Annotated in this window: 20 protein-coding genes; 8 read left to right on the forward strand and 12 right to left on the reverse strand. The window is 63.6% G+C overall.

The window, feature by feature from the left end:
* Positions 1–414 precede the first annotated feature (414 nt).
* The 3 genes from ACYQ01_RS06450 to ACYQ01_RS06460 all read right to left on the reverse strand — a co-directional run bounded on the left by ACYQ01_RS06450 (position 415) and on the right by ACYQ01_RS06460 (position 3,361).
* Positions 415–984, reverse strand: coding sequence for a hypothetical protein (locus ACYQ01_RS06450; protein ID WP_459933006.1), 570 nt, complete (start codon positions 982–984; stop codon positions 415–417).
* 455 nt (positions 985–1,439) lie between these two features.
* On the reverse strand, positions 1,440–2,552 hold the full coding sequence (locus ACYQ01_RS06455; protein ID WP_459933007.1) for a tetratricopeptide repeat protein: 1,113 nt from the start codon (positions 2,550–2,552) through the stop codon (positions 1,440–1,442).
* A 38-nt stretch (positions 2,553–2,590) separates the two neighbouring features.
* Complete coding sequence (locus tag ACYQ01_RS06460) at positions 2,591–3,361, reverse strand: HD domain-containing protein (RefSeq protein WP_459933008.1); 771 nt, start codon at positions 3,359–3,361, stop codon at positions 2,591–2,593.
* 121 nt (positions 3,362–3,482) lie between these two features.
* On the opposite strand from ACYQ01_RS06460, the gene ACYQ01_RS06465 reads away from it, so the two are divergent.
* Together ACYQ01_RS06465 and ACYQ01_RS06470 are read left to right on the forward strand one after the other, a co-directional pair.
* On the forward strand, positions 3,483–3,881 hold the full coding sequence (locus tag ACYQ01_RS06465) for a response regulator (RefSeq protein ID WP_459933009.1): 399 nt from the start codon (positions 3,483–3,485) through the stop codon (positions 3,879–3,881).
* Positions 3,882–3,883: 2 nt separating this feature from the next.
* Positions 3,884–4,645, forward strand: a complete 762-nt coding sequence (locus ACYQ01_RS06470; RefSeq protein WP_459933010.1) for a TIM44-like domain-containing protein — start codon at positions 3,884–3,886, stop codon at positions 4,643–4,645.
* A gap of 72 nt (positions 4,646–4,717) precedes the next feature.
* Here ACYQ01_RS06470 and ACYQ01_RS06475 read toward each other — a convergent pair whose 3' ends face one another.
* Genes ACYQ01_RS06475 through ACYQ01_RS06485 form a run of 3 tightly spaced genes read right to left on the reverse strand, consistent with a single transcriptional unit; the run spans position 4,718 to position 9,121 of the window.
* A complete protein-coding gene (locus tag ACYQ01_RS06475) occupies positions 4,718–5,743 on the reverse strand; it encodes an aspartate-semialdehyde dehydrogenase (RefSeq protein ID WP_459933011.1) in 1,026 nt (341 codons plus the stop codon).
* A gap of 52 nt (positions 5,744–5,795) precedes the next feature.
* A complete protein-coding gene (gene metF, locus ACYQ01_RS06480; protein ID WP_459933012.1) occupies positions 5,796–7,157 on the reverse strand; it encodes a methylenetetrahydrofolate reductase [NAD(P)H] in 1,362 nt (453 codons plus the stop codon).
* The gene (locus ACYQ01_RS06485) at positions 7,154–9,121 is read right to left on the reverse strand and encodes an ABC-F family ATP-binding cassette domain-containing protein (protein WP_459933013.1); all 1,968 of its coding nucleotides are present in this window, start codon (positions 9,119–9,121) and stop codon (positions 7,154–7,156) included. The genes metF and ACYQ01_RS06485 overlap by 4 nt, the downstream gene beginning before the upstream one ends.
* A 199-nt stretch (positions 9,122–9,320) precedes the next feature.
* Between ACYQ01_RS06485 and ACYQ01_RS06490 the strand changes: the two genes are divergently transcribed.
* Entirely contained in the window at positions 9,321–10,031 is a 711-nt protein-coding gene (locus tag ACYQ01_RS06490; RefSeq protein WP_459933014.1) for an acid phosphatase, read from the forward strand.
* 330 nt (positions 10,032–10,361) lie between these two features.
* Here ACYQ01_RS06490 and ACYQ01_RS06495 read toward each other — a convergent pair whose 3' ends face one another.
* Genes ACYQ01_RS06495 through ACYQ01_RS06515 form a run of 5 tightly spaced genes read right to left on the reverse strand, consistent with a single transcriptional unit; the run spans position 10,362 to position 16,342 of the window.
* Positions 10,362–11,522, reverse strand: a complete 1,161-nt coding sequence (locus tag ACYQ01_RS06495) for a glycosyltransferase family 4 protein (RefSeq protein WP_459933015.1) — start codon at positions 11,520–11,522, stop codon at positions 10,362–10,364.
* A gap of 1 nt (position 11,523) precedes the next feature.
* Positions 11,524–12,390: a glycosyltransferase family 2 protein gene (locus tag ACYQ01_RS06500; protein WP_459933016.1), complete on the reverse strand. Its 867-nt coding sequence runs from the start codon at positions 12,388–12,390 to the stop codon at positions 11,524–11,526.
* On the reverse strand, positions 12,377–14,077 hold the full coding sequence (locus ACYQ01_RS06505) for a glycosyltransferase family 4 protein (RefSeq protein ID WP_459933017.1): 1,701 nt from the start codon (positions 14,075–14,077) through the stop codon (positions 12,377–12,379). The genes ACYQ01_RS06500 and ACYQ01_RS06505 overlap by 14 nt, the downstream gene beginning before the upstream one ends.
* Positions 14,074–15,474, reverse strand: coding sequence for an ABC transporter ATP-binding protein (locus ACYQ01_RS06510; protein ID WP_459933018.1), 1,401 nt, complete (start codon positions 15,472–15,474; stop codon positions 14,074–14,076). Before ACYQ01_RS06510 ends, ACYQ01_RS06505 begins: the two co-directional genes overlap by 4 nt.
* On the reverse strand, positions 15,464–16,342 hold the full coding sequence (locus ACYQ01_RS06515; protein ID WP_459933019.1) for an ABC transporter permease: 879 nt from the start codon (positions 16,340–16,342) through the stop codon (positions 15,464–15,466). Before ACYQ01_RS06515 ends, ACYQ01_RS06510 begins: the two co-directional genes overlap by 11 nt.
* A 58-nt stretch (positions 16,343–16,400) precedes the next feature.
* On the opposite strand from ACYQ01_RS06515, the gene ACYQ01_RS06520 reads away from it, so the two are divergent.
* Both ACYQ01_RS06520 and ACYQ01_RS06525 read left to right on the forward strand, forming a co-directional pair.
* On the forward strand, positions 16,401–17,552 hold the full coding sequence (locus ACYQ01_RS06520; protein WP_459933020.1) for a glycosyltransferase family 4 protein: 1,152 nt from the start codon (positions 16,401–16,403) through the stop codon (positions 17,550–17,552).
* Between the two features lie 2 nt (positions 17,553–17,554).
* Entirely contained in the window at positions 17,555–18,409 is an 855-nt protein-coding gene (locus ACYQ01_RS06525; RefSeq protein ID WP_459933021.1) for a glycosyltransferase family 2 protein, read from the forward strand.
* A 317-nt stretch (positions 18,410–18,726) separates the two neighbouring features.
* On the opposite strand, the gene ACYQ01_RS06530 is transcribed toward ACYQ01_RS06525, so the two are convergent.
* Positions 18,727–19,431, reverse strand: a complete 705-nt coding sequence (locus tag ACYQ01_RS06530) for a DUF1045 domain-containing protein (protein ID WP_459933022.1) — start codon at positions 19,429–19,431, stop codon at positions 18,727–18,729.
* 181 nt (positions 19,432–19,612) lie between these two features.
* Here ACYQ01_RS06530 and ACYQ01_RS06535 point away from each other — a divergent pair, with 181 nt between their 5' ends.
* The 3 genes from ACYQ01_RS06535 (at position 19,613) to ACYQ01_RS06545 (ending at position 22,770) form a co-directional block, all read left to right on the forward strand.
* Entirely contained in the window at positions 19,613–20,716 is a 1,104-nt protein-coding gene (locus ACYQ01_RS06535) for a glycosyltransferase family 4 protein (protein WP_459933023.1), read from the forward strand.
* Positions 20,717–20,836: 120 nt separating this feature from the next.
* A complete protein-coding gene (locus tag ACYQ01_RS06540) occupies positions 20,837–21,598 on the forward strand; it encodes an ABC transporter ATP-binding protein (protein WP_459933024.1) in 762 nt (253 codons plus the stop codon).
* A 38-nt stretch (positions 21,599–21,636) separates the two neighbouring features.
* Positions 21,637–22,770, forward strand: coding sequence for a branched-chain amino acid ABC transporter substrate-binding protein (locus ACYQ01_RS06545; protein ID WP_459933025.1), 1,134 nt, complete (start codon positions 21,637–21,639; stop codon positions 22,768–22,770).
* Positions 22,771–22,800: the final 30 nt, after the last annotated feature.

Genomic DNA, 22,800 nt, shown 5'->3' on the forward strand with positions numbered 1-22,800 from the left:
ATTTTCCGAGGCAATCTCTTCCTGCATATCATGCTGCATTGACTGCAGATCGATTTTATACCTTTTATTATAGCAATCAACAGATTGTACCGCGAGATCAAACCATGGCACGGGGACCAAGGCTTCTGTAGACAATGCTCCAGAGCATCCACAGGCAAGACACGAGCATATGATAATTGCGCAGGATAAAATTCGCATTAACATAATTACCCAGCCGCACCAGTCTGTGGCAATCCCCACCTTGCACAACCTATTCAGAACCAGGCACATCGCCCGACTTTTTCACCGCATCGGGCACTCTTACCGTCTGCTTCTGCTCTATGTCCTGTCCCTCTTTTTTGATGGGAGCGCCATAACGCGTGCATGACAACGGAAGAAGCACCACAACTAGTATCAGAATCGTTCTAAAGCTCATTACTCCCCTTCCCTTTTAATACGCATGATTCTCGAAAGGAGCCCCCTGCGCTTGGACATAGCCTGCAGCAACTCTATATACAGTTTGTTCGCTTTATCCATTTCCGCTTCAAAATCTTTTGGCTTAGCTTCACAAGTCAGACACCTTGTCAAACTATCTGTAGCGTCTTTCAACTCTTTCGCTTTATTCTTAACAGAGAGTTCTTCGAACAACGACTGAATAAGAGTAAGAAGTCCATCGGGCTGACGAGCCTCAAGCATCCTTCTTTTTATTGATATACGCCTATTAAATCGGTTCTCATCCTCACAATTACTTGGTACATCCGCAACGTACCCTTTTACATGACCACATCGGCAAACCGTATAATAATACTCATCGGCAAGAGAAAGATAGGTTGAGTAACTCTGAGAGAACTGTTCAATCAGAACGGCGTTTTGCTTGTCGTATTCCGACAGGAACGTCGTAACATACATTCCCACAGTCAATATTAACGGAAAAACAACCGAGGTAGCAATCAGCACCCAAACATTTTTATTGTCGAGGGAACGCGTATTAACCAGAAGTTCCATTGGGTTAATACGATTACGAGACCTTTTTATACCACGTTTTTTCCTTCGTTTGGAGTCCAACAATTTCGCAACAGCCCAATCGCTTAGCCGATTAGCCACTTCTCACACCCCTTGCGGCAACAAAAATCCACGAGCAAAAAACAAATACAACCATATAGCATCGTGAGATGCTCCCGCAAATACGCACCGAAAGACAAAAAAGCAGAAACTATTTCACCGAAAGAAGGATTCGAACACGTTTCCCTTAGCAAAGGCTTCGTGAAACACGTCACAACATATGCACGTATACGTAATTCTCTTGAATTATGATGTCAACATGAAAGAGCCTGAGGAGGACAAACTTCGTTATCATGAATACCAATAAACATATAATAACAGTGACAAACCACCTCAACAGGCTTCTGAAACAATTTTACCGTTTGAAAGTATTGCCTTTTATTCGAAGGGGATGAAAGCTATTCCACCATATCGCGTTCGCTTCGGGAATGGGAGCTGCGTCCGCTCAGGGCCTCCATGCCGTTGGGTGGCTCCTTGGGGCGCTGGTAGTCGCGTCCGAAGAGTTTGAGATGGAGCTTTCGTCCTTCCTCGAAGGTGGGACAGAGCCACATGGCCTTGAGCACGCACTCCTGCGCGGGCTTGATTCTTCCGGTGAAGAAGTAGGCCTTGGCCATGTTGAAATGGATGTTCTCGTCGTTGGGCGTGAGTTCCAGAGCCTGCTCGTAGGCGTGCAGCGCTCCGGGCAGATCTCCGGATCGTCGCAGACGCACGCCCAACGTGTTGAAGGGGTTGGGACTTTCCGCGTCGAACTTGAGAATCTCGATGAACAGTTCCTTGGTCTCTTCCAGGCGATTGAAATGGGCGAAGGTTTCGGCGGCTTTTTGCAGATAGTGCTTGTAGCCGTCCAGGTCGCCCTTGCCCTTGTATGCCTCCGCCAGCCCCTTGTAGGCCTCGGCGAAGAGGTCGTTGAGCTTGACGGCCTTCTTGAAGGCGATGATGGCCTGACCGTACTTCTGGCGCATGAGGTACTTGCAACCCAGGTCGTAGTACTTCTGGGCCTGATTGTCCTCGGTGAGAAGGCTTTCGAAGGTTTCGATGGCCTCGTCGTAGCGTCCGGCGGCCAGGGATTGGCGGGCTTCCACCAACTGGGACTGCTCGATCTCGGCCATGCGTTCCAGCTTGACGGCCCGGGTGACGTGGTTGTGAAACGTCTCGGCCGAATAGGGCCGGAGCACATAGCCGTCCACACCGGCGGCGATGGCTTCAAGCACCCGGTTTTTCTTGCTTTCCGCCGTGACCATGACCACGGGCAACTCTTTGAGGTTCATGTTCAGGCGCAAAAGCCGCAGGAACTTCACCCCGTCCATGTCGCCCAGGGCGGCGTCCACCAGCACCAGATCGGCATGGTTGTCGCCCAGGAAGTCGATGGCTTCGGAGCCGGTGGAAAATTGCAGCACCTGGCCGGGCCGCAAGGCCTTGAGGCTCTGCCGGTCGCGGCGGATGTGGTCCTCGGAATTGGAGACCAAAACCACGACGTCCAGACGTACGGGGGGAAGATCGTAGGCTGGCAAAACGCACCTTTTGGCTGTCGTATTGTGACGAAACGCCGTCACTTCTGAAGAACGCTATAGATACGGTCCTTGAGGCGCGTCAACTCCGCGTTGACGGGCAGCAGGGAGAACAGTTCGTCCAGGTATCCCCGGTCGAGAAAGGTCCGGCGCGCCGGTCGAAAGTTCAGGTCGTAGGTCCAGCTCAAAAGCAGCAGGCAGAAGTCGTTGATGTAACGCATGGACCGGTAATCCCCCAGCCGGCCGGCCTCGACCTGTCGGACGAGCTCGGGGGTGTAGCGGCCCGGCTCGTTGGCCAGGTGCAGGGTGATCACGTCGGAACGCTTGCCCCCGGGACGAATGTAATCGAGCATGACGCGCACGATGTCGAGCTTGTCGGCGTCGCGCACCAAGTTGGTCACCACGCGGTAGTCCGGCCCGACACGCGCGGGGATGCGGCAGCGGTTGTGCATGACCACGGCGGCGGCCACCAGCACCTGATCCGCGCGATCCAGCTCCCGCAGCACGCGGGTGCGGCGCAGCACCTTGACCCCGAGCGCCCCGTGGTTTTCCGACAGGGGATCCTTGAAGGTCTTGTACCGAACGTACTGGTCGAAACGGCCCACGTCGTGATACAAAGCGGCGAGCAGCCCCTGGTCGGCTAGACGACGGGGCAGTTCGCCGATCATGGCCCGGGCCTCCTCCAGCACCCTGAAGGAATGTTCGCGCTTGAGCAAAAGGTTTTCGTCGTCTTCGGAGTGGCCGGTCAGGTACCCGTCCACGAAGCGCGCAAACCAGTTTACATGACCGGAAAGATCGTCAACTTTCAGCATGTTGGTCGCCATAATCGGCATCCATGCCAAAGCGACGTGCTCTTTTCAAGGACAAAAACCTTGTGCGGGACCGCGCCCTTTGCTAGATTTCCCGCTATTCATGAACGACTCGGGGGACTGTATGAAAGCGCTTGTCGTGGAGGATGATTTCGCCAGCCGCAAACTTTTGCAGAAGTTTCTCGCTCCCCACGGTGATGTGGACATCGCCGTGAACGGGCTGGAGGCCATTTCCGCCTTCACCCACGCCCTGGACGAAGGCGCGCCCTACGACCTCATCTGCATGGACATCATGATGCCTGAAATGGACGGACAGACAGCGCTCAAGCGCATCCGGGCCATCGAGCGGGAACGCAACATTCCCCAGGCCCAGGAGGCCAAGGTCATCATGACGACCGCGCTGGACGATCCCAAAAACGTCGTGGAGGCCTACTACAAGGGCGGGGCCACGTCCTACGTTCCCAAACCTCTGGACAAGCAGGTTCTTTTGCATCTGCTCAAGAACCTGGGGGTCATAGGCTAACCATGAACATCCCTTTGCTGGCCCTGGCCGCGACACTCGTGCTGGCCACGGCCCGTTCGGCCCTGGCCTTCGAGTTGCCCGCGCGCCTGGCCTCGCTCGGCGTGTTCGAGGCAATCCTGCTGGGGCTTGCCGCGTATTTCGCCGTGCGCCTGATCGGCAACCTCATGAACCGCAACAAGGACGACCAGGAAGGCCCCCACACCTACGACGTGTCCCCGCGCGGCCCGGAAGACCAGGGCGACGGCATGGATCGCCGCCGCGCCCAGGCCCAGGCCATGTGGGAACATTTCGGCGGCACGGACGTTCAGGGCCGCGGCGGCGATTTGGAACACCCGGCGCGCCAAAACGAAACATCGAACGACTCGCCCCCCCTGCCTGAAGGCGCAATGGACCAGGCCTTTGACGAGGCGGACTTCCTGCGCGGGGCCAAGGCCATGTACGTGCGTCTGCGCAAATCCTGGGCCCAGCGCGACCTGGGCGACCTGGCCCAGTTCACCACGCCCACCATGCAGGCGCGGTTTCAGGCCTGGGCGTCCGGGAATCCCGACCCCGAAACCTTCGACGCCCTGCTCGTGAACGCCAACCTGACGGAACTGCGCCACGAAAACGGCAACAGCGTGGCCGACGTGCGCTACGAAGCCACGGTGAGCGACAGTCCCAAAACCAGCGAATCCAAGACCATCCACGAGGTCTGGCGTTTCGTCCGGGACGACGCCGACCCCAAGTCGATCTGGAAACTGGACGACTGGCAGACGGTGCAATAGACGCAAAAAAGGGGCCGCGAAGGCCCCTTTTTCATGGTCGCGCCGGGTTCGGCGCGTTCCTTTTGAATCCACCTACACGTGCAGCTTGCCCTTGGCCAGCAGCAGCTCGGCGATCTGCACGGCGTTAAGCGCCGCGCCCTTGCGGATGTTGTCGGCCACCACCCACAGGTTGAGCCCGTTTTCCACGGTGTTGTCCGCCCGGATGCGACCCACGAACACTTCGTCCTCGCCCGCGGCCACGATGGCCATGGGGTACATCTTTTCCGAAGGATTGTCGTAGACCTGCACGCCTGGGGCCTGGGAAAGAATGGCCCTGGCTTCGGCCGGGGTGATGGGCTTTTCGAACTCCAGGTTCACCGACTCGCTGTGCCCGTAGAACACCGGCACGCGCACCGTGGTGGCGGTGACCTTGATGGACTCGTCACCCATGATCTTGGCCGTTTCCTTGATCATCTTGATCTCTTCGAAGGTGTAGTCCCCTTCCGAGAACACGTCGATCTGGGGAAGGCAGTTGAAGGCGATCTGATAGGGATAGACCTTGCACTCGGCTTCCTGCCCGTTGAAGAGCTGGCGCACCTGGCGTTCCAGTTCCTCGATGGCCTTCTGTCCCGTGCCGGAGACCGCCTGGTAGGTGGAGACCACCACCCGCTTGATCGTGGCCGCGTCGTGCAGGGGTTTCAAGGCCACCACCATCTGAATGGTGGAACAGTTGGGATTGGCGATGATGCCATTGTGCCAGTCCACGTCGTGCGGATTGACCTCGGGAACCACCAGGGGGCACTTGGGGTCCATGCGCCAGGCGCTGGAGTTGTCCACCACCACGCAACCGGCCTTGACCGCGAAGGGCGCGAAGTGTTTCGACGTGGTGCCGCCGGCCGAGAACAGGGCCAGGTCGATGCCGGGGAAGGACTGCTCCTGGAGCTCCTCGACGACGAGTTCGCCGCCTTTGAAGGGTACGGTCGAGCCGGCCGAGCGCGACGAAGCGAAAGCCCGCACCTGGGTGGCCGGAAAGTCGCGGGCTTCAAGGGTTTTGAGCATCTCACGTCCCACGGCGCCCGTTGCGCCAACGACGGCTACGACCAACTTTCCAGTGCTCATCTGAGACTCCTTGAATGATGGGCCGCGGCGTTTTGCCCTCGGCCCGGGATGACTACAAAGGCAGGTCCCCGGCTATCTCCAGGCAGGCCTGGGCCTTGTTGAGGGTATAGAGGTGCACGCCCGGAGCGCCCCGACTCAGAAGGTCCAGAGCCTGGGCCTTGGCGTAGGCCACGCCCGCCTGGCGCACCGCGCCGGGCCGGCCCGAGGCGTCGGCCGCTTCGAGTTCGGCCAGAAGCGGAGCCGGCAACACGGCCCCGCACAGCGAAGCGATGCGCTTGACCGATCCCAGATTCAGTATGGGCAGGATCCCCGGCACGATGGGGACGTCGATCCCCTTGGCCCGGGCCTTTTCCACGTACGAAAAATAGGCGTCGTTGTCGTAAAAGAGCTGGGTGATGACGAACGATCCGCCCAGGTCGCACTTGTGTTTGAGGTAGTCCAGGTCAACGTCCAGACTGGGGGCCTGGGGATGTTTTTCCGGATATCCGGCCACGCCCACGCAAAGCTCCGGGTAGTTGGCCCGAATGAAGGCCGTGAGGTCCGAAGCGTGCTGAAAGGCCGCATCCTCGGGATGGAAGTCGGCTTGGCCCTGGGGCGGGTCGCCGCGCAAGGCCAGGACGTTGTTCACGCCTTCGGCCACCAGTCCGTCCAGAAAGGCGCGCAGCTTGGCCTCGCTGGCTCCCACGCAGGTCAGGTGGGCCATGGGATTCAAGCCGTGGTCGCGTTTGAGCCTGGCCACCAGCTCCAGCGTGTTGGCCTGGGAGCCGCCGCCCGCGCCGTAGGTCACGGAGACGAACAAGGGCTTCAGGGCTTCCAGGCGCGAGACCTCCTGGAAAAAGGCCGGCCAGGCGTCTGTTTCCTTGGGGGGAAAAAATTCCAGGGAGACGAAGGGCCGGCCCGAGGCGAGAAGGTCGCTGATGCGCAAGGGAAGCTCCGTGGGCGGGGTCTGGTCGTTACGCGCCGCCTGGGCCGCCAGTTCGGCCACCAGGGGCCGGTCGGCCTCCAGAAAGGGCAGGTCCGCCGCCTCGGCCGGGGTGACCCAGGCCAGGGCCTGACCCTCCAGCGGTTGGGGAGCCCCTTTGAAAGCATGAATGTGGAAGAAATTCAAGCGGACCGTGACGTGGGGATACGTATGGACAACGGTTTTCCAGAACTCGGCCGGACCGGCCGCGATACCCAGTTCCTCGACGAGCTCGCGCACCAGGGCCGCCTCGCCGGACTCTCCCGGCTCCAGTTTGCCGCCGGGGAACTCCCACAGTCCCGCCTGGGACTTGCCCTCGGGGCGTCTGACGGCCAGAAACCGGCCCTTGCGCCACAAGATGGCGGCCGCGACTTCCACGGCGGCGGCCTCCGGGCCGTTCTCCCGGTCGTTCACGGGCCGGGACTCCGGGTCTGCGTCGGCCGGAGCGCTCACACGGCCTCCTTGCGCGCTTCCAAAGCGGTTATTTCGTCTTCGAGTTCGCTCATCTGGGCCACCAGCCGGTCCCCGGCGTCGGTCAGGGAAGAATATTCCTTCGAAAGCTCGGAAAAACGGGCCGTGTCCGCGTAGGTGTCCGGGTCGGCCATCAGGACCTCCACTTCGGACTGGCGGGTGAGCGCGGTCTCCAACTCCGCCTCCAGGGCGGCCAAACGCTCCTTCTTGGGCTTGACCAGACGCGAGACCGCGTTGCGCTCCTCGGCCTGGCGCCGCTTTTCCGCCTGGCGGCTCTCCCGGCTCTCCACCCGCGCCTTGGGTCCGCTCTCCACGCCGTCGGCCTGAAGCTGGGCGACCGCCTTGAGATGCTCCTCGTAGGCCTCGTATCCGCCCAGGAACTCCTTGAGGCCCTCCGGCCCCACGGTCCAGACCGTGTCCGCCGCCTCGGAGAGCAGGTAGCGGTCGTGCGCCACGAACAACAGCGTGCCCTCGTAATCGAGCAGGGCGTTGACCAGGGCCTCGCGCGTCTCCAGGTCGAGATGGTTGGTGGGTTCGTCGAGCACCAGAAAATTGGCCCTGGCCAGAAACAGGCTGGCCAGCACCAGACGGCTCTTCTCCCCGCCGGAAAGGTCGCGCACGAACCGTTCGAAATAGGACTCGCCCAAAAGGAACAGCCCCAGCACCGAGCACAACTCCTCGGTGGAGGCCTTGGGGTCGGACAGGCGACGAATCTCGCCCATGACCGTCTCGTTTTCGCGCAAGATTTCGGTCTGATGCTGGCTGTAATAGCCCATCCGCACAAGCGACCCCATCTTGACCGATCCGGCCTTGGGGGTCAGTTCGCCCACCAGACACTTGAGCAACGTGGTCTTGCCCGCGCCGTTGGGTCCGGCCAGGGCCACCTTCTGTCCCCGGTAGAGGTTGAAGGTGAGCGGCGGCCAGATCAGGCGTCCGCCGTCAAAGCGGTATTCCAGATCCACGGCGCTCAGGATGTTCTTGTCCGCGCGGGCGGGTTCGGGCAGACGAAAGTCGAGGGTCTTGCCTTTTTTCGTCAAATTCTGGGCCACGCCCTCAAGCTCGCGTTGCAGCTTTCCCGCGGCCTTGAGTTTGCTCTGGGCCTGGCGCGCCTTGGTGGCCTTGTAGCGAAAGCGGCTCACAAAGGCCATTTGCCGGTCGATGGCTTGGCCCAGTTGCTGTATCCGCTGTTCGGTCTGCGCCTGATTCTGCTCCCGCCAAGCCAGAAAGTCGGAAAAGCCGCCCGAACGCACCACGGGTTTGGAGCCGCCCAAAAAGAGCACCTGGGTGCCCACCCGGTCCAGAAACACCCGGTCGTGGGCCACGAACACCAGAACGCCCTCGAAGGACAACAGGTACTGCTCCAGCCACTCCACGGCCTCGATGTCCAGGTGGTTGGTGGGCTCGTCCAAAAGCAGCACGTCGGCCCCGGCCACCAGCACCCGCGAGAGCTTGGCCCGCTCGCGCCAGCCGCCGGAAAGGCTTTGCACCGGCTGGTCCCAGTGTTTCTCCCTGAATCCCAGGCCGGTAAGAATGGCCTTGGCCCGGTGTTCGGGATTGTAGCCCAGGCTGTGCTCCAACTCCGCCTGACGGGACGAGAGCTCCGAAAGGCGACGCTGGTCCGCCTGCCGGGTGGCCTCTTCCCACTCGCGCCAGAAATCGCCCCAGGAAGGCAGCGCCTCCATGATCCAGGGAAGCAGGGGTTCGTCCAGGTCCCGGCTGGAAAGCTCCTGGGCCACGTAGCCCAGACGCGCTCCGCTGGAAAAAATCACCCGTCCCGAATCGGGTTCGGATTCTCCGGCCAGAAGACGCAAAAACGTGCTCTTACCGCAGCCGTTGGGACCGACCACAGCAAGGCGCGTGCCGCCGGGGACCTCCAGGCTGAAGCCCGCCAGAAGGTCTCGTCCGCCAAGCGACTTGGAAAGATTGGCTATTGTGATCTTGGACATAACGAAAATCGCGCGGGACTATGCGCCCTCGCAAGGCCGCTGTCAAACCCTCCCGGCCGACGACGCGCCCGACCCGACGCCAGACGCCCCGGCGCCGCCGACCGAACGCGCCCGACCTTGCCCCCGGCAACCCGGCTTGCTACCCTGAAGCGTTGCCCTGCGCGTTCGCTTCAACCTCAACCAGGGACGGTTTCCCCATATGACCCTACGCTTCGCCGCTCGCCGCTCGCTTTTCGTCCTGCTGACAGTCCTGCTGCTTGCCTCGACGGCCTGGACCAAAGGCCCCAACCACTACCTTGCCGAAAGCAGCGTAAACCTCGTGACCGTACTGGCCCCGCCCCCGGCCGCAGGCTCGCCCGCCGCCCAGGCCGATCTCGACGTGCTGCTCGCCCTGCAGAAAGTTCGCACCCCCGAACAGGAAGCCGCCGCCCTGGCCGACCGCGAACGCAGCGTGTTCCGCTTCGCCGACGTTCTGGGGCAGGAATTCAACGACAACACCCTGGCCGGGATCGCCCTCTTTTTCGAACGCGTTCACGCCACCGAAAGCTTTTTCGTCGGCCAGGCCAAGCAACATTGGAAGAGACCCCGCCCCTTCCTCGTCGATCCGGCCCTGCACCCGAGCCTGCCCAAGCCCACCAGCTCCTCCTATCCCAGCGGACACAGCGCGTTCGGCCACCTCGTCGCCATCGTGCTCGCCAACATGATTCCGGAAAAAGCCCCGGAACTCTTCGCCCGGGGAACCCGCTTCGCCAGGCAACGCATGGTGGGCGGCGTACACTATCCCACCGACATCGAAGGCGGAAAAATCGCCGCCGCCGTCATCGCCAACGCCCTCTTCCACGATCCCGACTTCCTGCGCGACTTCGCCCAAGTGAAAACCCAAATCCGTACGGCCCTGAAGCTGCGTTGAGGCAGCGGGGAAAAAACGAACAAGAAGAGGCCGTCGGGGGAGGAAGCTTTTTTTCAAAAAAGTTTCCTTCCCCGCCCCCCCTCTTTCAAAAAACTTCAGTTTTGGGTGCGATGTCGCACTTACGCTACGGTTTGCCGCTACGTTCTTTTGCGTGCGAAAAGTCGGGATGGGTTTGAGCGTCCGGTATGGGCTGCGAAATCCTCGCCCTCTCACGGACAAGGACAAAGTTTATTAGTAAGGGGAGGGGCCTGGGGAGGGGAGCCCCTTTGTTTCAAAAAAGGGGCTCCCCTCCCCAGGCCCCTCTTCCTTCCTCCATCTTCCCTCCTCCGTTCACTTGCACTGTCCATACGGCCCCATGTCCAGGGCCGCGCGGTAGGCGTGCAAGGCGGCCGTGGCGGTAGCGCTCCAACGGAACCTTGCGGAGCGAAGTTGACCGCGTCCGGCCAGGGAAGCACGCAGGGTGGCGTCGTCTTCGAGGCGCGCCATGGCGGCGGCGATGGCGGCGGGATCGGCGGGGTCCACCAGCAAGGCCGCGTCGCCGGCCACTTCGGGCAGACTGGAGGCCTGCGAAGTGACCACGGCCGCACCCAGGCTCATGGCTTCGAGCACGGGCAGGCCGAATCCCTCGAAAAGCGAAGGATACACGAAGGCGAAGGCGTTGGCGTAGAGCCAGGCCAGTTCGGCGTCGCTGACGTAGCCGGTGAGGCGCACCCGGCCGGAAAGCCCCAGGTCGTCCAGGCGGCCGGCCACGTCGTCCATGAGCCAACCCCGCCCGCCGGCCAGCACCAGGGGGCGTTCCCCCGGCAGCCTGGCCAGGGCCTCGAAGAGTTTGTCCTGGTTCTTGCGCGGCTCGATGGTGCCGACGGAAAGCCAGTATCCGCCCGGCTCCAGGTCCTTGAGGGCGGCGGGGCGCTCCTGGGGACTCTGGTTCGAAAAGCGGCTGGCCAGGGGCATGACGGCCGTTCGTTCGACCGGATAATGGGGAAAGACGGCGAGAAAGTGGTCCAGGCTGGCTTGGGAGATGGAAAGGATGAAGTCCGCCCGCAGACTGGCCCCGAACACGCCATCCAGGCAGCCCACGCGGTTGGCTTCGGTGGTCCAGGCCGGATTTTCGAGAAAGGAGAGGTCGTAGAGCGTGTAGACCAGCCGGGCGCGGGTGAGGCCCTTGGGGCAGAAAAAATTGTTGGCGTGCACCACGTCCGGGTTGCCCAGGCGTTTTTCGAAGTCTCCGGGCGGAGTGCGCCAAAACCGTTTGCAGGCCTCGAAGCGGCGAAAGGTCGGCCCCTGGGAGAACGTGGCTCCGGCCGACGAGGCGGGACGCACGCAGGCGGCGGGTCTGGGCTCCCAATAGAGGTCGCCGAAGTGGGGGTAGAGGACGAAATGGTCGTCCGGTGCGGCCTGTTCGGCCAGGGCCAGGGCCAGGGCGTGGGCCAGGTAGCCGCACCCGGCCTTGCCCGCGCCGGTCTGGCTGACATCGAGGCCCACGAGCACGCTAGGCCCCCAGCCAGGAGCGCACCGTGCGCCAAAGCCCGGCGGAAATCCCCCGGTTCCAGCGCAGACTCGCCCCCAGGGAAACGGCTCCGGCCAAGGGGGCGAAGAGCCGGCTCCGGCGGTCAAGGCCCAGCTTGTCGGACAGCAGGGCGTGGGCGTAGTTGCACAGCCAGCGATCCGGCGTGCGGCCCAGGGCGGTATGCAGCATGGAATTGATTTCGGCGTGGACCGGCACCCGCTGGCCCAGGGTCTTGGTGTCGGCGTAGAAGCGCGAACCGGCCAGCTTGACCGGCAGAAAGTCGAAGCGCGCCCCGGCCAGGGCCAGACGCAGCCAGAACTCGTAGTCCATGCTGTAACGCAGGTTCACGTCGGGCAACCCCCAGCGCCCGACCGCCCGCCGGCGGAAGAACACGGCCGGCTGGCAGAAAAAGCAGCGTTCGGTCAGGGCGTCCAGGTCGAAGGGCTCGGTGGGATAGTCCTCGATCCAGGCGTCGTTTTCGTCGATGTGGTCGGCCTGACCGTAGACCACGTCGCACTCCGGGTGGGCGGCGAAGTGGTCCAGCACGGCCTTGTACGCGCCGGGATAATGCACGTCGTCGGAATTGACCCAGCCGATGATTTCGCCGCTGGTCACGGCGATGCCCTTGTTGAGGGCGTCGGTCTGGCCCTTGTCGCGTTCGGAAATGAAAAGCAACCGCCCTTCGAACAGACGAAGCGCCTCGGCCGTGGCGTCGCAACTGCCGCCGTCCATGACCACGTATTCCACGTCCACTCCCTGGCCGAGCACCGAAGCGGCGGTGCGACCGATGAAGCGTCCCTGGTTGAACGAGGGCGTTATCACAGAAAGCCTGAGGCTAGGCGTCGCCATGGCCGTTCTCCTTGTCGCGGGGGCGCAGGTCCACGTCGGCCCCGAATCCGGTCAGGGCCAGGCGGACGCAGGTCAGCCCCCGCGCGGGGGAGCCGTCCGCCGTGGTGAAAGAACATTCCAGACACCCGCCGTAGGGCGAGGCCAGACGGCGAAGGCGCACGGCGCCGCCGGGAGCCAGGTCGCGCCGCAGGGCCAGCTTGCCGTCGTGCAGGACTTCGCAGGCGAGGGGCGCGGCCTCCCTGGCCAGGACGAACTCGGCCTCGATCCACTGCCTGCCGGGTGCGGCCCCGAAAGCGGCGAACACGCGCGGTCCGGCCGAGCCGTCCGCTTCGACCCCGGTCACGGCCAGGCTCTGGCGTCCCAGACCGCGCATGGCTTCCTCCAGAAGCCCCAGGTAGGCCCTGGCCATGTCGCGCGGTCCGCCCAGGCTCCTGGCCTGGGTGCGTCCGCGTTCGGCCATGTCCGCGGCCAGATCGGGCCGGGACTCCACCAGGCCCATGGCCGCCGCGATCTCCTGCGGCTTGCGCGGATCGAAATACAGAACCGCCTCGCCACCCACCTCGGGCAGGCTGGTGAGGTTGGAGCACAAGACCGGCTTGCCCAGGCTCATGGCCTCGGCCACAGGCATGCCGTACCCTTCGAACAGCGAGGGAAAGACCAGGGCCAGACAGCCGGTGGTGAGCGCGGCCAGCTCCTCGTCGGTGACGTAGCCGGTGAAGAGCACCTTGTCGGCCAGCCCCATGGTGGCGGACGCCTCCCGGAGGGACGCCGCCAGCCCGGTGTCGGCGCCGGTGAGCACGAGCTTGGCCGGCGAGTCCGGATTGGCGGCAAGGTGCATGCCGAACGCGGTGAGCAGGGCCGCGTGGTTCTTGTGCGGCCAGAAATTGGCCGGGTAGAGAAAAAACGCGTTCTCGGTCAGTCCCAGGCGGTCGAGAATCTCCCGGGCGCGCGGTCGAGGCGGGGCGGTCAGGCGCGAAGGCACGGTAATGTGGACGGTGCGCACCTTTTCTGGCGGCAGATCGGCCTGTTCGAGCACCGTGCCCCGCACGTAGTGCGAGATGCAGGCCAGGCGAGCGGCCCGGCGCGCGGCCAACTGGAAGGTCTGGTCGCGGCCCTGGCGTTCGGCCTCGCTGAAGAACTGGGGATAGTAGTGGTATTGCAGGTCGTAGATCACGCTCACGAGCGGGATTTCCGGGCGCTGAAAATAGGGCCGGGTAAAGGGACAGAACCAGCAGTCGATGCGTTTGCCGGCGATTTTTTTCGGCGGCGCGGCCTGCCAGGCGCTCTTGGCCTCCACCACCACGACGTTTTCGCCGGCCAGGGCCGCGAGTTCCTCCACGCTGGCCGGATTGGCCGCCAGCACGAAGGTCCAGTCCGGGGCCAGGCGGGCCATGGTTTCCAAAAGCACCAGGGTGAACACCTTGGCCCCGCCGTTGGCCCCGCCGGGCAGAAGCGGCAAGAGGTCCACGGCCACCACCGGGCGTTCGAAGGGACGCCTGTCCACGGCCAGCCTGGGGTACAGGCGGCGAAGCGCCCGCCAGGCCAGATCGCGCACGCGCCACAGGCGCGCCCAGACGAGCAGCGCCCTGTCCGCCAAGGCGGGCAACGGAGCCTCGGCCCGAAAACCGCAACTGAGGTCCCGGATCACGGCCTCGAGGGCCTGCCGGGTTTTGTCCTGATCGGTCATGGAATTCCGCCGGGCAGGAAACTCAGGCTGGCCGAGCCCGGCAGATCGGCCACGCCGTGGTGGGTGAGTTGCACGGGCCGCGAGCCCACGCTGCGAAAGGTGACGGCCAGACGCCCCGCCCCGGTCAGGGTGGAGAGCACGGTGTTGCGCGAGTCGAGTTCGGGATGGGTCATGTCCGCGCGCCGGGCGTAGTCCGCCGCGCCCATGGTGGTGAGCCCCAGGCCGAAGGTGTATTCGCCCACGGCCAGGTCGAGCTTCACCTCGTAGCGAAAACGCAGGGTCGATTCGGCCGGGACCCACTCGGGCACCAGACAGTCGAACTGCAAGGTGTTCTTGCCGAAAACGATGACGCCCTTGTCGCTTATGAGCTCCACCCCGGCCACCGGGACCTCGATATCGGCCTCGGCGCGGTATTCCACGTAAAATATCGCCGTGTCGCCCTGTTCGAAGGCCGCGCACGGGGCTCCCGTAACGTCGGTCAGGGCCACGCGCGCGCAGGTGGCCAAGCCCGATTCGGCCCGGCCCGCGCCGGCAAGGTCCACGAAGGCGTCCCCGGCCGGCCAGAAGTCCTCCTGGCCGAACCCCTCGGGCAGGGGACGCGCCTCGCCCTCGCCTTGGCCGGCGGTCCGCCCCGCCTGGCCGCTGGCCGCCAGCATGTAGAGCTTCACCGCCTCCATGGCCGACCCCAGAAAGCGCACCTGCCCACGCTCCAGAAAAAGCGCCCGCCGGCAGAACTGGGCCACGTCGTTCATGGCGTGGGAGACCAAAATCACGCTCACGCCCTCTTCCATGAGGGCCTCCAGCCGAGCATAGCACTTCTGGCGGAAGAACACATCGCCCACGGCCAGGGCCTCGTCCACGATGAGCACCTCGGGCTTGAGGCTGATGGTCACGGCAAAGGCCAGGCGCATGAACATGCCGCTGGAGTAGGTGCGCACGGGCTGGTCGATGTGCGCCCCGATGTCGGCGAAGGCGATGATGTCGTCCAGGCGGGTCTCGGTCACCTTGCGCGGCACGCCGAGCACGGCCGCGTTGACGAAGATGTTCTGACGGCCCGTGAACTCGGGCTTGAACCCGCTGCCCAGTTCCAGCAGGGCGGCCACCCGCTCGGGGCGCTCCACCCGTCCGGCGCTCGGTTGCAGCACTCCGGCCAGAATCTGCAAAAGCGTGCTCTTGCCCGCGCCGTTGCGGCCGATGATGCCGAAGGACTCGCCGGGCATCACCGTGAAGCTCACGTCCTTAAGCGCCCAATGCTCCTTGTAGAGCTTGGTTCCGCCAAGGGCGAACATCTGGCGCAAGCGGTCCTGGGGGCGCTTGTACAGGTGGTAGACCTTGCTGACGCCCTCCACCACGACCTGGGGTTGCGCGTCCGTGTGGCGCGAGCCGCTAGAGCACATCGGCGAAGACCTTCTTGAGCTGCATGAACCAAGCGTAGCCAAGAAGAAAAAAGACCAGGGCGAAGAGGGTGACCAGGCCCAGCCCGGTCCAGTCCGGCGGCTGGTCGAAAAGCAGCGTGCGCCGGAAGTGGTCGATGACCGGATAAAGGGGATTCAAGGCCAGCAAAAACCGGTAGCGCTCCGGCACGGCCGACAGGGGGTAGACGATGGGCGTGAGAAAGAAATACAGTTGCATGAAGACACCCACCATCTGGCCCGCGTCGCGGGCGGCCACGCCCACGGGCGCGAGCCATAGCCCCAGCCCGGCGGCCAGCAGCACGAGCGGAACGAAACCCAGCGGAGCCAGCAGGGCGGCCATTCCCGGCGTCTCGCCTATGCAGAGCCTGGCCGCGACCACCAGGCACAGGCTCAGGGCCGATTGCAGCACCAGGGCCAGGGCCACGCTCACGGGCAGCACTTCCAGGGGAAACACCACCTTCTTGACGAAGTTGACGTTCTCGCTCATGAGCTGCGCCCCGCGCGACGCCGCGCCGGAAAGCGCCTCGAAGCAGGCCAGGCCGGTGAACAGGGCCAGAGCGTAGCCGAGCATGCCGCCGGCCGAGCCCGCGCCGCTCCACGACGCCTTGAGCACGTAGGCGAAGACGAAGGTGTAGACCGCCAGCGTCACCAGCGGGGTGATGAGTCCCCAGGCCAGGCCCAGGTGCGTGCCCTGGTAGCGGCCGGAAAACTCCAGGCGGGTGAATTCCCGCAACAATTCGCGCCGACTCCACAGGGAGCGGACGAGCCGGAAGGGGTCGGCCAGACGAAGGGTCTGGCCCAGGGTGGCGATGAGCCCAGCGGGGGGCGCGGCCTCTATGACGATGCGCATGAACCCCCTTGCCTATTCCACATATTTGGCGCATGTCAACGCGCCGGAGTCCCCAACCATGGTCAAGGTCCTTCGCGTGGGCGTCGACGCCAGCCCGCTCGCCTATTCCTTTCGCACCGGCATCGGCCGGTATCTGGAGTGCATTCTGCCCCACGTGGTGGAGGCCGCGGGCGAGGAAGCCCGCTTCACGTTGTTCTCGGGGCGCCCGCTGGTCAATCCCAAGGCGCTCGAACTTGTCGAGTCCGGCACGATCCGCACCGTGGCCGCGCACTGTCCCTCGCTCTACGCCTGGCAACAGACCGGCATGGCCTGGCACTATCTCACCCGGCGCCAGCACGTCTATTTTTCCCCGGACGGCATGTTTCCTCCGCTCACTCCGGGCAAGGCCGTGGGCATGTACCACGACGTGCTCTGGGCCGAGCACCCCGAGACCCTGGCCTGGCACATCCGCACCGTGTTTCGCCTGCGCCACGGGGCCGGGCTTCGCCGCGCGGATCGCGCCCTCACCGGTACGCAATCGTCCAAACGGGAAATGCGGCGCGTCTTCGGGAAAAAAGCCGAAAAGCTCGAAGTATTGCCCTGTTACGGGGTGGACATGGCCCATTTTCGCCCCCCACGCGAGGACGAACTCCATCTCGAAGACGATTTCCGCGCCCGCCACGACCTGCGCGAACCGTTCCTGCTCACCGCCGGCAACCTGCAACCCCACAAGAACCTCGCCGTGGTGCCCAAGGCCCTGGAAATCCTGCGCCAGGGCGGACGCGACATTCCGCTTCTGGCCGTGGCCGGGTTCGGCGACCGCCAGGCCCTGCTGAACCATCTGCCCGAGGGGTTTCCCGAAGACAAGGTGCGCTGCCTGGGCTACCTTTCCGAAAGCGACCTCTGCCAAGCCTACCGTCTGGCCCTGGCCTACGTGTTCCCCTCGCTCTACGAGGGATTCGGCTTCCCCGTGGTCGAGGCCCAGTCCTCGGGCGCGCCCGTGCTCTACGCCAACGCCACCAGCCTGCCCGAAGTGGCCGGCGACGCGGGTCTTCCCTTCAATCCCCATTCCCCCAAGGACCTGGCCGCGGCCATCGCCCGCGTTCTGGACACCCCGGACCTGCGCCGCTCCATGATCGCCAAGGGCTTCGTCCACTCGGCCAAGTTCCGCTGGGACCGCGCCGGCGAAACCCTGTGGCGCGTGCTGCGCCAAGCGGCGGGACGGGAGTAGGCATGGCGCGGTTGCCCAGCATTTCGGTCGTGACCACGTCGTTCAACCAGGGCGCGTTCCTGGCGGACAACCTGCGCAGCGTATCCGGCCAGCAAGACGTTCGCGTGGAGCACATCCTGCTCGACGGGGGGTCCACGGACGACACCCGCCACGTGGTGGAGCAATGGGGCGGACATTTGGCCTACGCCAGATTCCGCAAGGACGAAGGCCAGACCCGAGCGCTCATGGAAGGGTTCGAACGCGCCTCCGGCGAGATCCTCTGCTGGCTCAACTCCGATGACTACTTCTGGGACCAACGAGCGCTGGTCCGCGTGGCCAGCGCCTTTGCCGACAATCCCGACGTGGCCATGGTCAGCGGCGACTGCGCGCTGGTGAACCCGCACGGAACGCCCGTGCTGGTGGACATGCCCTGGCGCCCCTCGGCCAGACAGATGCGACACACCATGGCCGTGCCCCAGCAGTCCACCTTTTGGCGGGCCGAAACCTACCGCGCCGTGGGCGGCATCGACCCGGCCTTTTCCTACTGCATGGACTTCGACCTTTTTCAACGCATGAGCCAGGGACGGCGCATGCTGGCCATCCCGCATACCCTGGCCGCCTTCCGGCTGCACCCATCGTCCAAGACCGCCACCTGGGGCGAAGTGTTCCGACGCGAAGTGGCCCTGTGCCAGTCCCGCTACGGCAAAAGCCCCCTGCACGCCCTGGCCGTCAAGGCCGTCACCATGGAACTGCGACTGGGCTCGGCCCTGGCCGAACTCAAAGCCCTGGCCGCCGGACGCAAGCCCCCCTGCCTGGCCAACGCCCGCTGGGAACCCTGCCGCTCCTGGGTCCGCAGGAAGTATGGATTGGCGTTTTAAGGGGAAAAGGAAAAGAGAGGAAAGAGAAGACTGGGGAGGGGAGCCCTTTTTTTGAAACAAAGGGGCTCCCCTCCCCAGGCCCCTCCCCTCACCAATAAACTTTGTCCTTGTCCGTGAGAGGGCGAAGATTGCGCAGCCCATATCGGACGCTTAAACGCATCCCGACTTTTCGCACGCAAAAGAACGTAGCGGCAAACCGTAGCGTTTGCGCGACACCACACCCAAAGCTACAGTTTTTTAAAAGAGGGGGTTCGGGGGAGGAAACTTTTTTTCAAAAAAGTTTCCTCCCCCGACTGCCTCTTCTTCTCCCCTCCCCCCTAGCCGCCAAACGGAAACCGTCGGTACAGGGAGAAGGGTTCGTTGTCGCCAGGTTGTAGAAAGAGGCTGATCTCGGACAGGGTGACGTGCTCCAATTCCCGACTGACGCGTTCGAAGAGCAGACTTTCCAGGGCGTGTTGCAGTTTTTCGCGTTCGTTGTCGTCGGCGATGGAGTTGCTGAGCGTGACGTGAAAGCGGTATTCCTCGGCCACATACGGGTAGCCGTAGCGTTCGAGCAGTTCCTCTTGTCGACGCGAAAGTTTTTTGGCCCGGCGTTTGGCCAACTCCTCGGGCGAGGCCGGGGCCCGAAAATCGTCGAAGAGCTCCACGCAGTCGAAGGCCAGGGCACCCAACGCCTCGCAGGGCGCGGTGGTGCGCAGGGCCAGAAAGTGGCCCACCTGGGCCACGGCCAGCCCGGGCAGGGCGAAAACCGCGCGTTCGGCGGCAAAGGCCTGCACGGCGTCTTCGAGTCCGCGCAGGGTGCGCCCCTCGGCCAGTCGAAACGGGGCCTTGAGCGTGGCGTGCGGCCCGTAGCGTCTGGGCGCGGCGGTGAGTTCGGCCAGACGTTCGGGGGAAAACCCGGGCAGATCGGGCTGGGTCACGCGCTGTCCTGTTTCGGCGTCGCGGCCGAGAATGGCGCTGCAGAGGATCCAGAGGCGACTGCCTGCCGGAGGGGCCCAGTAAAGGGCGTAGCGTGGGTGCATGGCGTGTCTTTTGTCCTTCGTGCGCCCGTCCCTCGGCCAGGGCGCGTTATGCCGACCGGCGCGCGGGCTCGTCCGGGACCGGTTCCGGTAAAGCACGGAAGCCGGAGGGCTTTACTTGGGACGGAAAATGCTGTGAAGTCCGCCCGCGTCCGCAAGAAACCCCAACCCCTGTCGATGACCCATGCGCATAGCCATCAGTTGCCGAAGTCTGGAATACGCCTCGGGCGGCGTCAAGGAATACCTGCAAAGCCTGATAGACGCCCTGCTCGAATGCGACAGGAAAAACACCTACGTGCTCGTGTATTCGCGCATGGCTTTTTTCGGCAGCTTCAAGGGCGTCGAGGAAGTCAGCCTGGAGTGCTCCAACCGCCTGATCTTCGACTGGCTGCGCCTTCCCGGCGCGTTGGCCAAGGAGAGAATCGACCTGGCGTTTTTTCCCTCGTCCAACATGCCTCCGCGCGTTCCCTGCAAGGCCGTGGCCGCCATCATGGACCTGGGGTACTTTCACAAGGGTCCGCGCATGTACCGCCTGGCCGACACCCTCTATATGAAACGGGCCATGGCCTACACCGCCAGACGCGCCCAGGGGCTGGTGGCCATTTCGCAAAACACCAAACGCGACCTGCTGGAAATTCTCGGCGCGCCCGAGGACAGGATCACGGTCACGCCGCTGGCGGCCGATCCCCTGTACCACCAGCCCGTGGAAAGCGACACGGTGTTTCGTTTTCGCAAACGCCACGCCCTGGAACGCCCGTTTTTTCTCTATACCGGCAATGTTTCGCCCAGAAAGAACCTGCGCGGCCTGCTGGAAGCCTTCGCCAGGATCAAGGACCAGACCCCGGCCGACCTGGTGATCACCGGCGGCCTTTCCTGGAACGACCGCTGGAGCACATGGGTCGGGGACCTGGGCCTGGGCGATCGGGTGCGCCGCCTGGGCTACGTGGAGCGCCAGGACATGCCCGCGCTCTACGCCGCCTGCCTGGCTTTCGTGTTTCCGTCGTTTTTCGAGGGATTCGGCCTGCCCGTGCTCGAAGCCCAGGCCGTGGGCGCGCCGGTCATCTGTTCCAACGCCGCCAGCCTGCCCGAGGTGGCCGGGGATTCGGCCCTCATGGTGGACCCGGCGGACACGAACGCCCTGGCCCAGGCCATGGCCACGGTGGCGGCGGAACCGAATCTGCGAGCCGACTTGACGCGCAAGGGCCGGGACAACGAAAGCCGTTTCAGTTGGCGCGCCACGGCCGAAAAAACCCTGGAAGCCTTCGAACGGGCCGTGAAACGCCCCTGACGCCAGGCTGCGCCCGACCAGGCTCCGCGCCACGTCGCGCCCGGCAACCTTGCGGATTTTCGTTCGCAAGGGTATGCGAACCCGTTCGCCACATTCCCAAGAAGGAGCATCCCCTTTCCCATGGCCCATCTGGTTTTCGAGGACGTTTCCGTGCGCTTCGGCGGGCTTTTGGCCCTGGTCGAAGTGAGTTTCGAACTGGGCGAGGGGGAAATCCTCGGGCTCATCGGCCCCAACGGCGCGGGCAAGACCACGGTGTTCAACGTCATCACCGGCGTGTATTCCGTGTCGTCGGGAACGGTTTCCTACGACAACACCAAGCTCTCCGGGGTGGCGCCCCACGAAATTCTCAAGCTCGGCCTGGCTCGGACCTTTCAGAACATCCGGCTCTTTCAGAACATGACCGCGCTCGAAAACGTCATGATCGCCCAGCACGCCCGCACCAGGGCCGGAGTGCTCGGAGCGGTGCTGCGCCCGGCCAGCCAACGGGCCGAAGAACGGCGCATTCGGGAAAAGTCCCTGGAAGCGCTCGATTTCATGGGGCTTTCCGACCTGGCTGACGAACAGGCCAAAAACCTGCCCTACGGCCTGCAACGCCGCCTGGAAATCGCCCGCGCCCTGGCCAGCGAGCCCCGCACCATTCTGCTCGACGAGCCCGCCGCCGGCCTCAACCCCACCGAATCCGCCGCGCTCATGCACGACATCGAGCGCATTCTCGGCCTGGGGATGAACGTGCTCATGGTGGAGCACGACATGAAGGTGGTCATGGGGCTTTGCACCCGCATCGTGGTGCTGGAGCACGGCGAGAAGATCGCCGAGGGCGTTCCCGAAGCCATCCGCAAGGACCAACGGGTCATCGAGGCCTACCTCGGCACGGCCCATTAACCCTTTTCGCACCCATCACCATTAAGAAGGAGGACGTCATGGCGAAACGCGCAACCTGGTTGGCCGCCCTGATTCTCGCTCTGGGCCTGGTCCAGACGGCCTTTGCCGCCGAACCCCTGAAGATCGGCGTGCTGGCTCCCATTTCCGGCTCGTCGGCCGCCGACGGCAACGACATCGTCAAGGGCGTGAAGACCGCCGTGGAAGTCTTCAAGGCCGAAGGCGGCGTGCCCGGCTTCTCGGACATCGTCGTGGAAGTGCAGGACGGCGCATGCGATCCCCGCCAGGCGGTTGCCGGCGCCAACAAGCTGGCCAACCTCAAGGTGGCGGGCGTCATCGGCGAGTATTGCTCTTCGGCCACCATTCCGGCCTCGGAAGTGCTCAACGACGAAAAGATCATCATGATCACCCCGGCTTCCACCAATCCCTTGGTCACGCAGCGCGGCTTCAAGTACATGTTCCGCATGTGCGGCCTGGACGTGCACCAGTCCGACGCGGCCGTGAAGTTCATGACCCAGGTGCTCAAGGCCAAGAGCGTCTTCATCGTGGACGACAAGACCACCTACTCGCAGCATCTGGCCGAGTACGTGGCTGAAAAGGCCAAGACCTCCGGCATGAAGGTGCTGGCCGAAGACCATGTGAACGAAGGCGACATGGACTATTCGGCCCTGCTCGACAAGGTGAAGCAGGCCAATCCCGACGTCTTCTACATGAGCTTGCAGAACTATTCTGCGGGCATCCGCATGATCAAGCAGATGCGCCAGAAGGGCATCAAGATCCCCGTGCTCTCCCAGGACGCGGTGTACCATCCCAATTTCATCAAGGAAGCCCCGGAAGACGCCCAGGGCGTGTACTTCACCTTCGGCTACGCCGACAAGAGCGCGCCGGTGTACAAGAAGTTCCTGGAAAAGTACAAGGCCATGCACGGCGAGCCCGGCGCGTACTCGGCGTACGCTTTCGACTCGGCCTACAGCCTGCTCACCGCCATCAAGGCCGCGAAGAGCACCGATCCCGACAAGGTGCGGGCCCAACTCCTGAAGCTCAACCAGACCGGGGCCTCCAAGACCATCCGTTTCGCCGAAAACGGCGACTCGGGCTCCAACTACGTGATTTTCAAGGTGGTCGGAGACAAGTTCAAGGAATATTGGAACCCCGAAACCGGCAAGATGTTCTAGCCGGTACGGCTTTACGACCTCCGGCCAGGC

This window comes from Fundidesulfovibrio butyratiphilus (genome assembly GCF_054657235.1).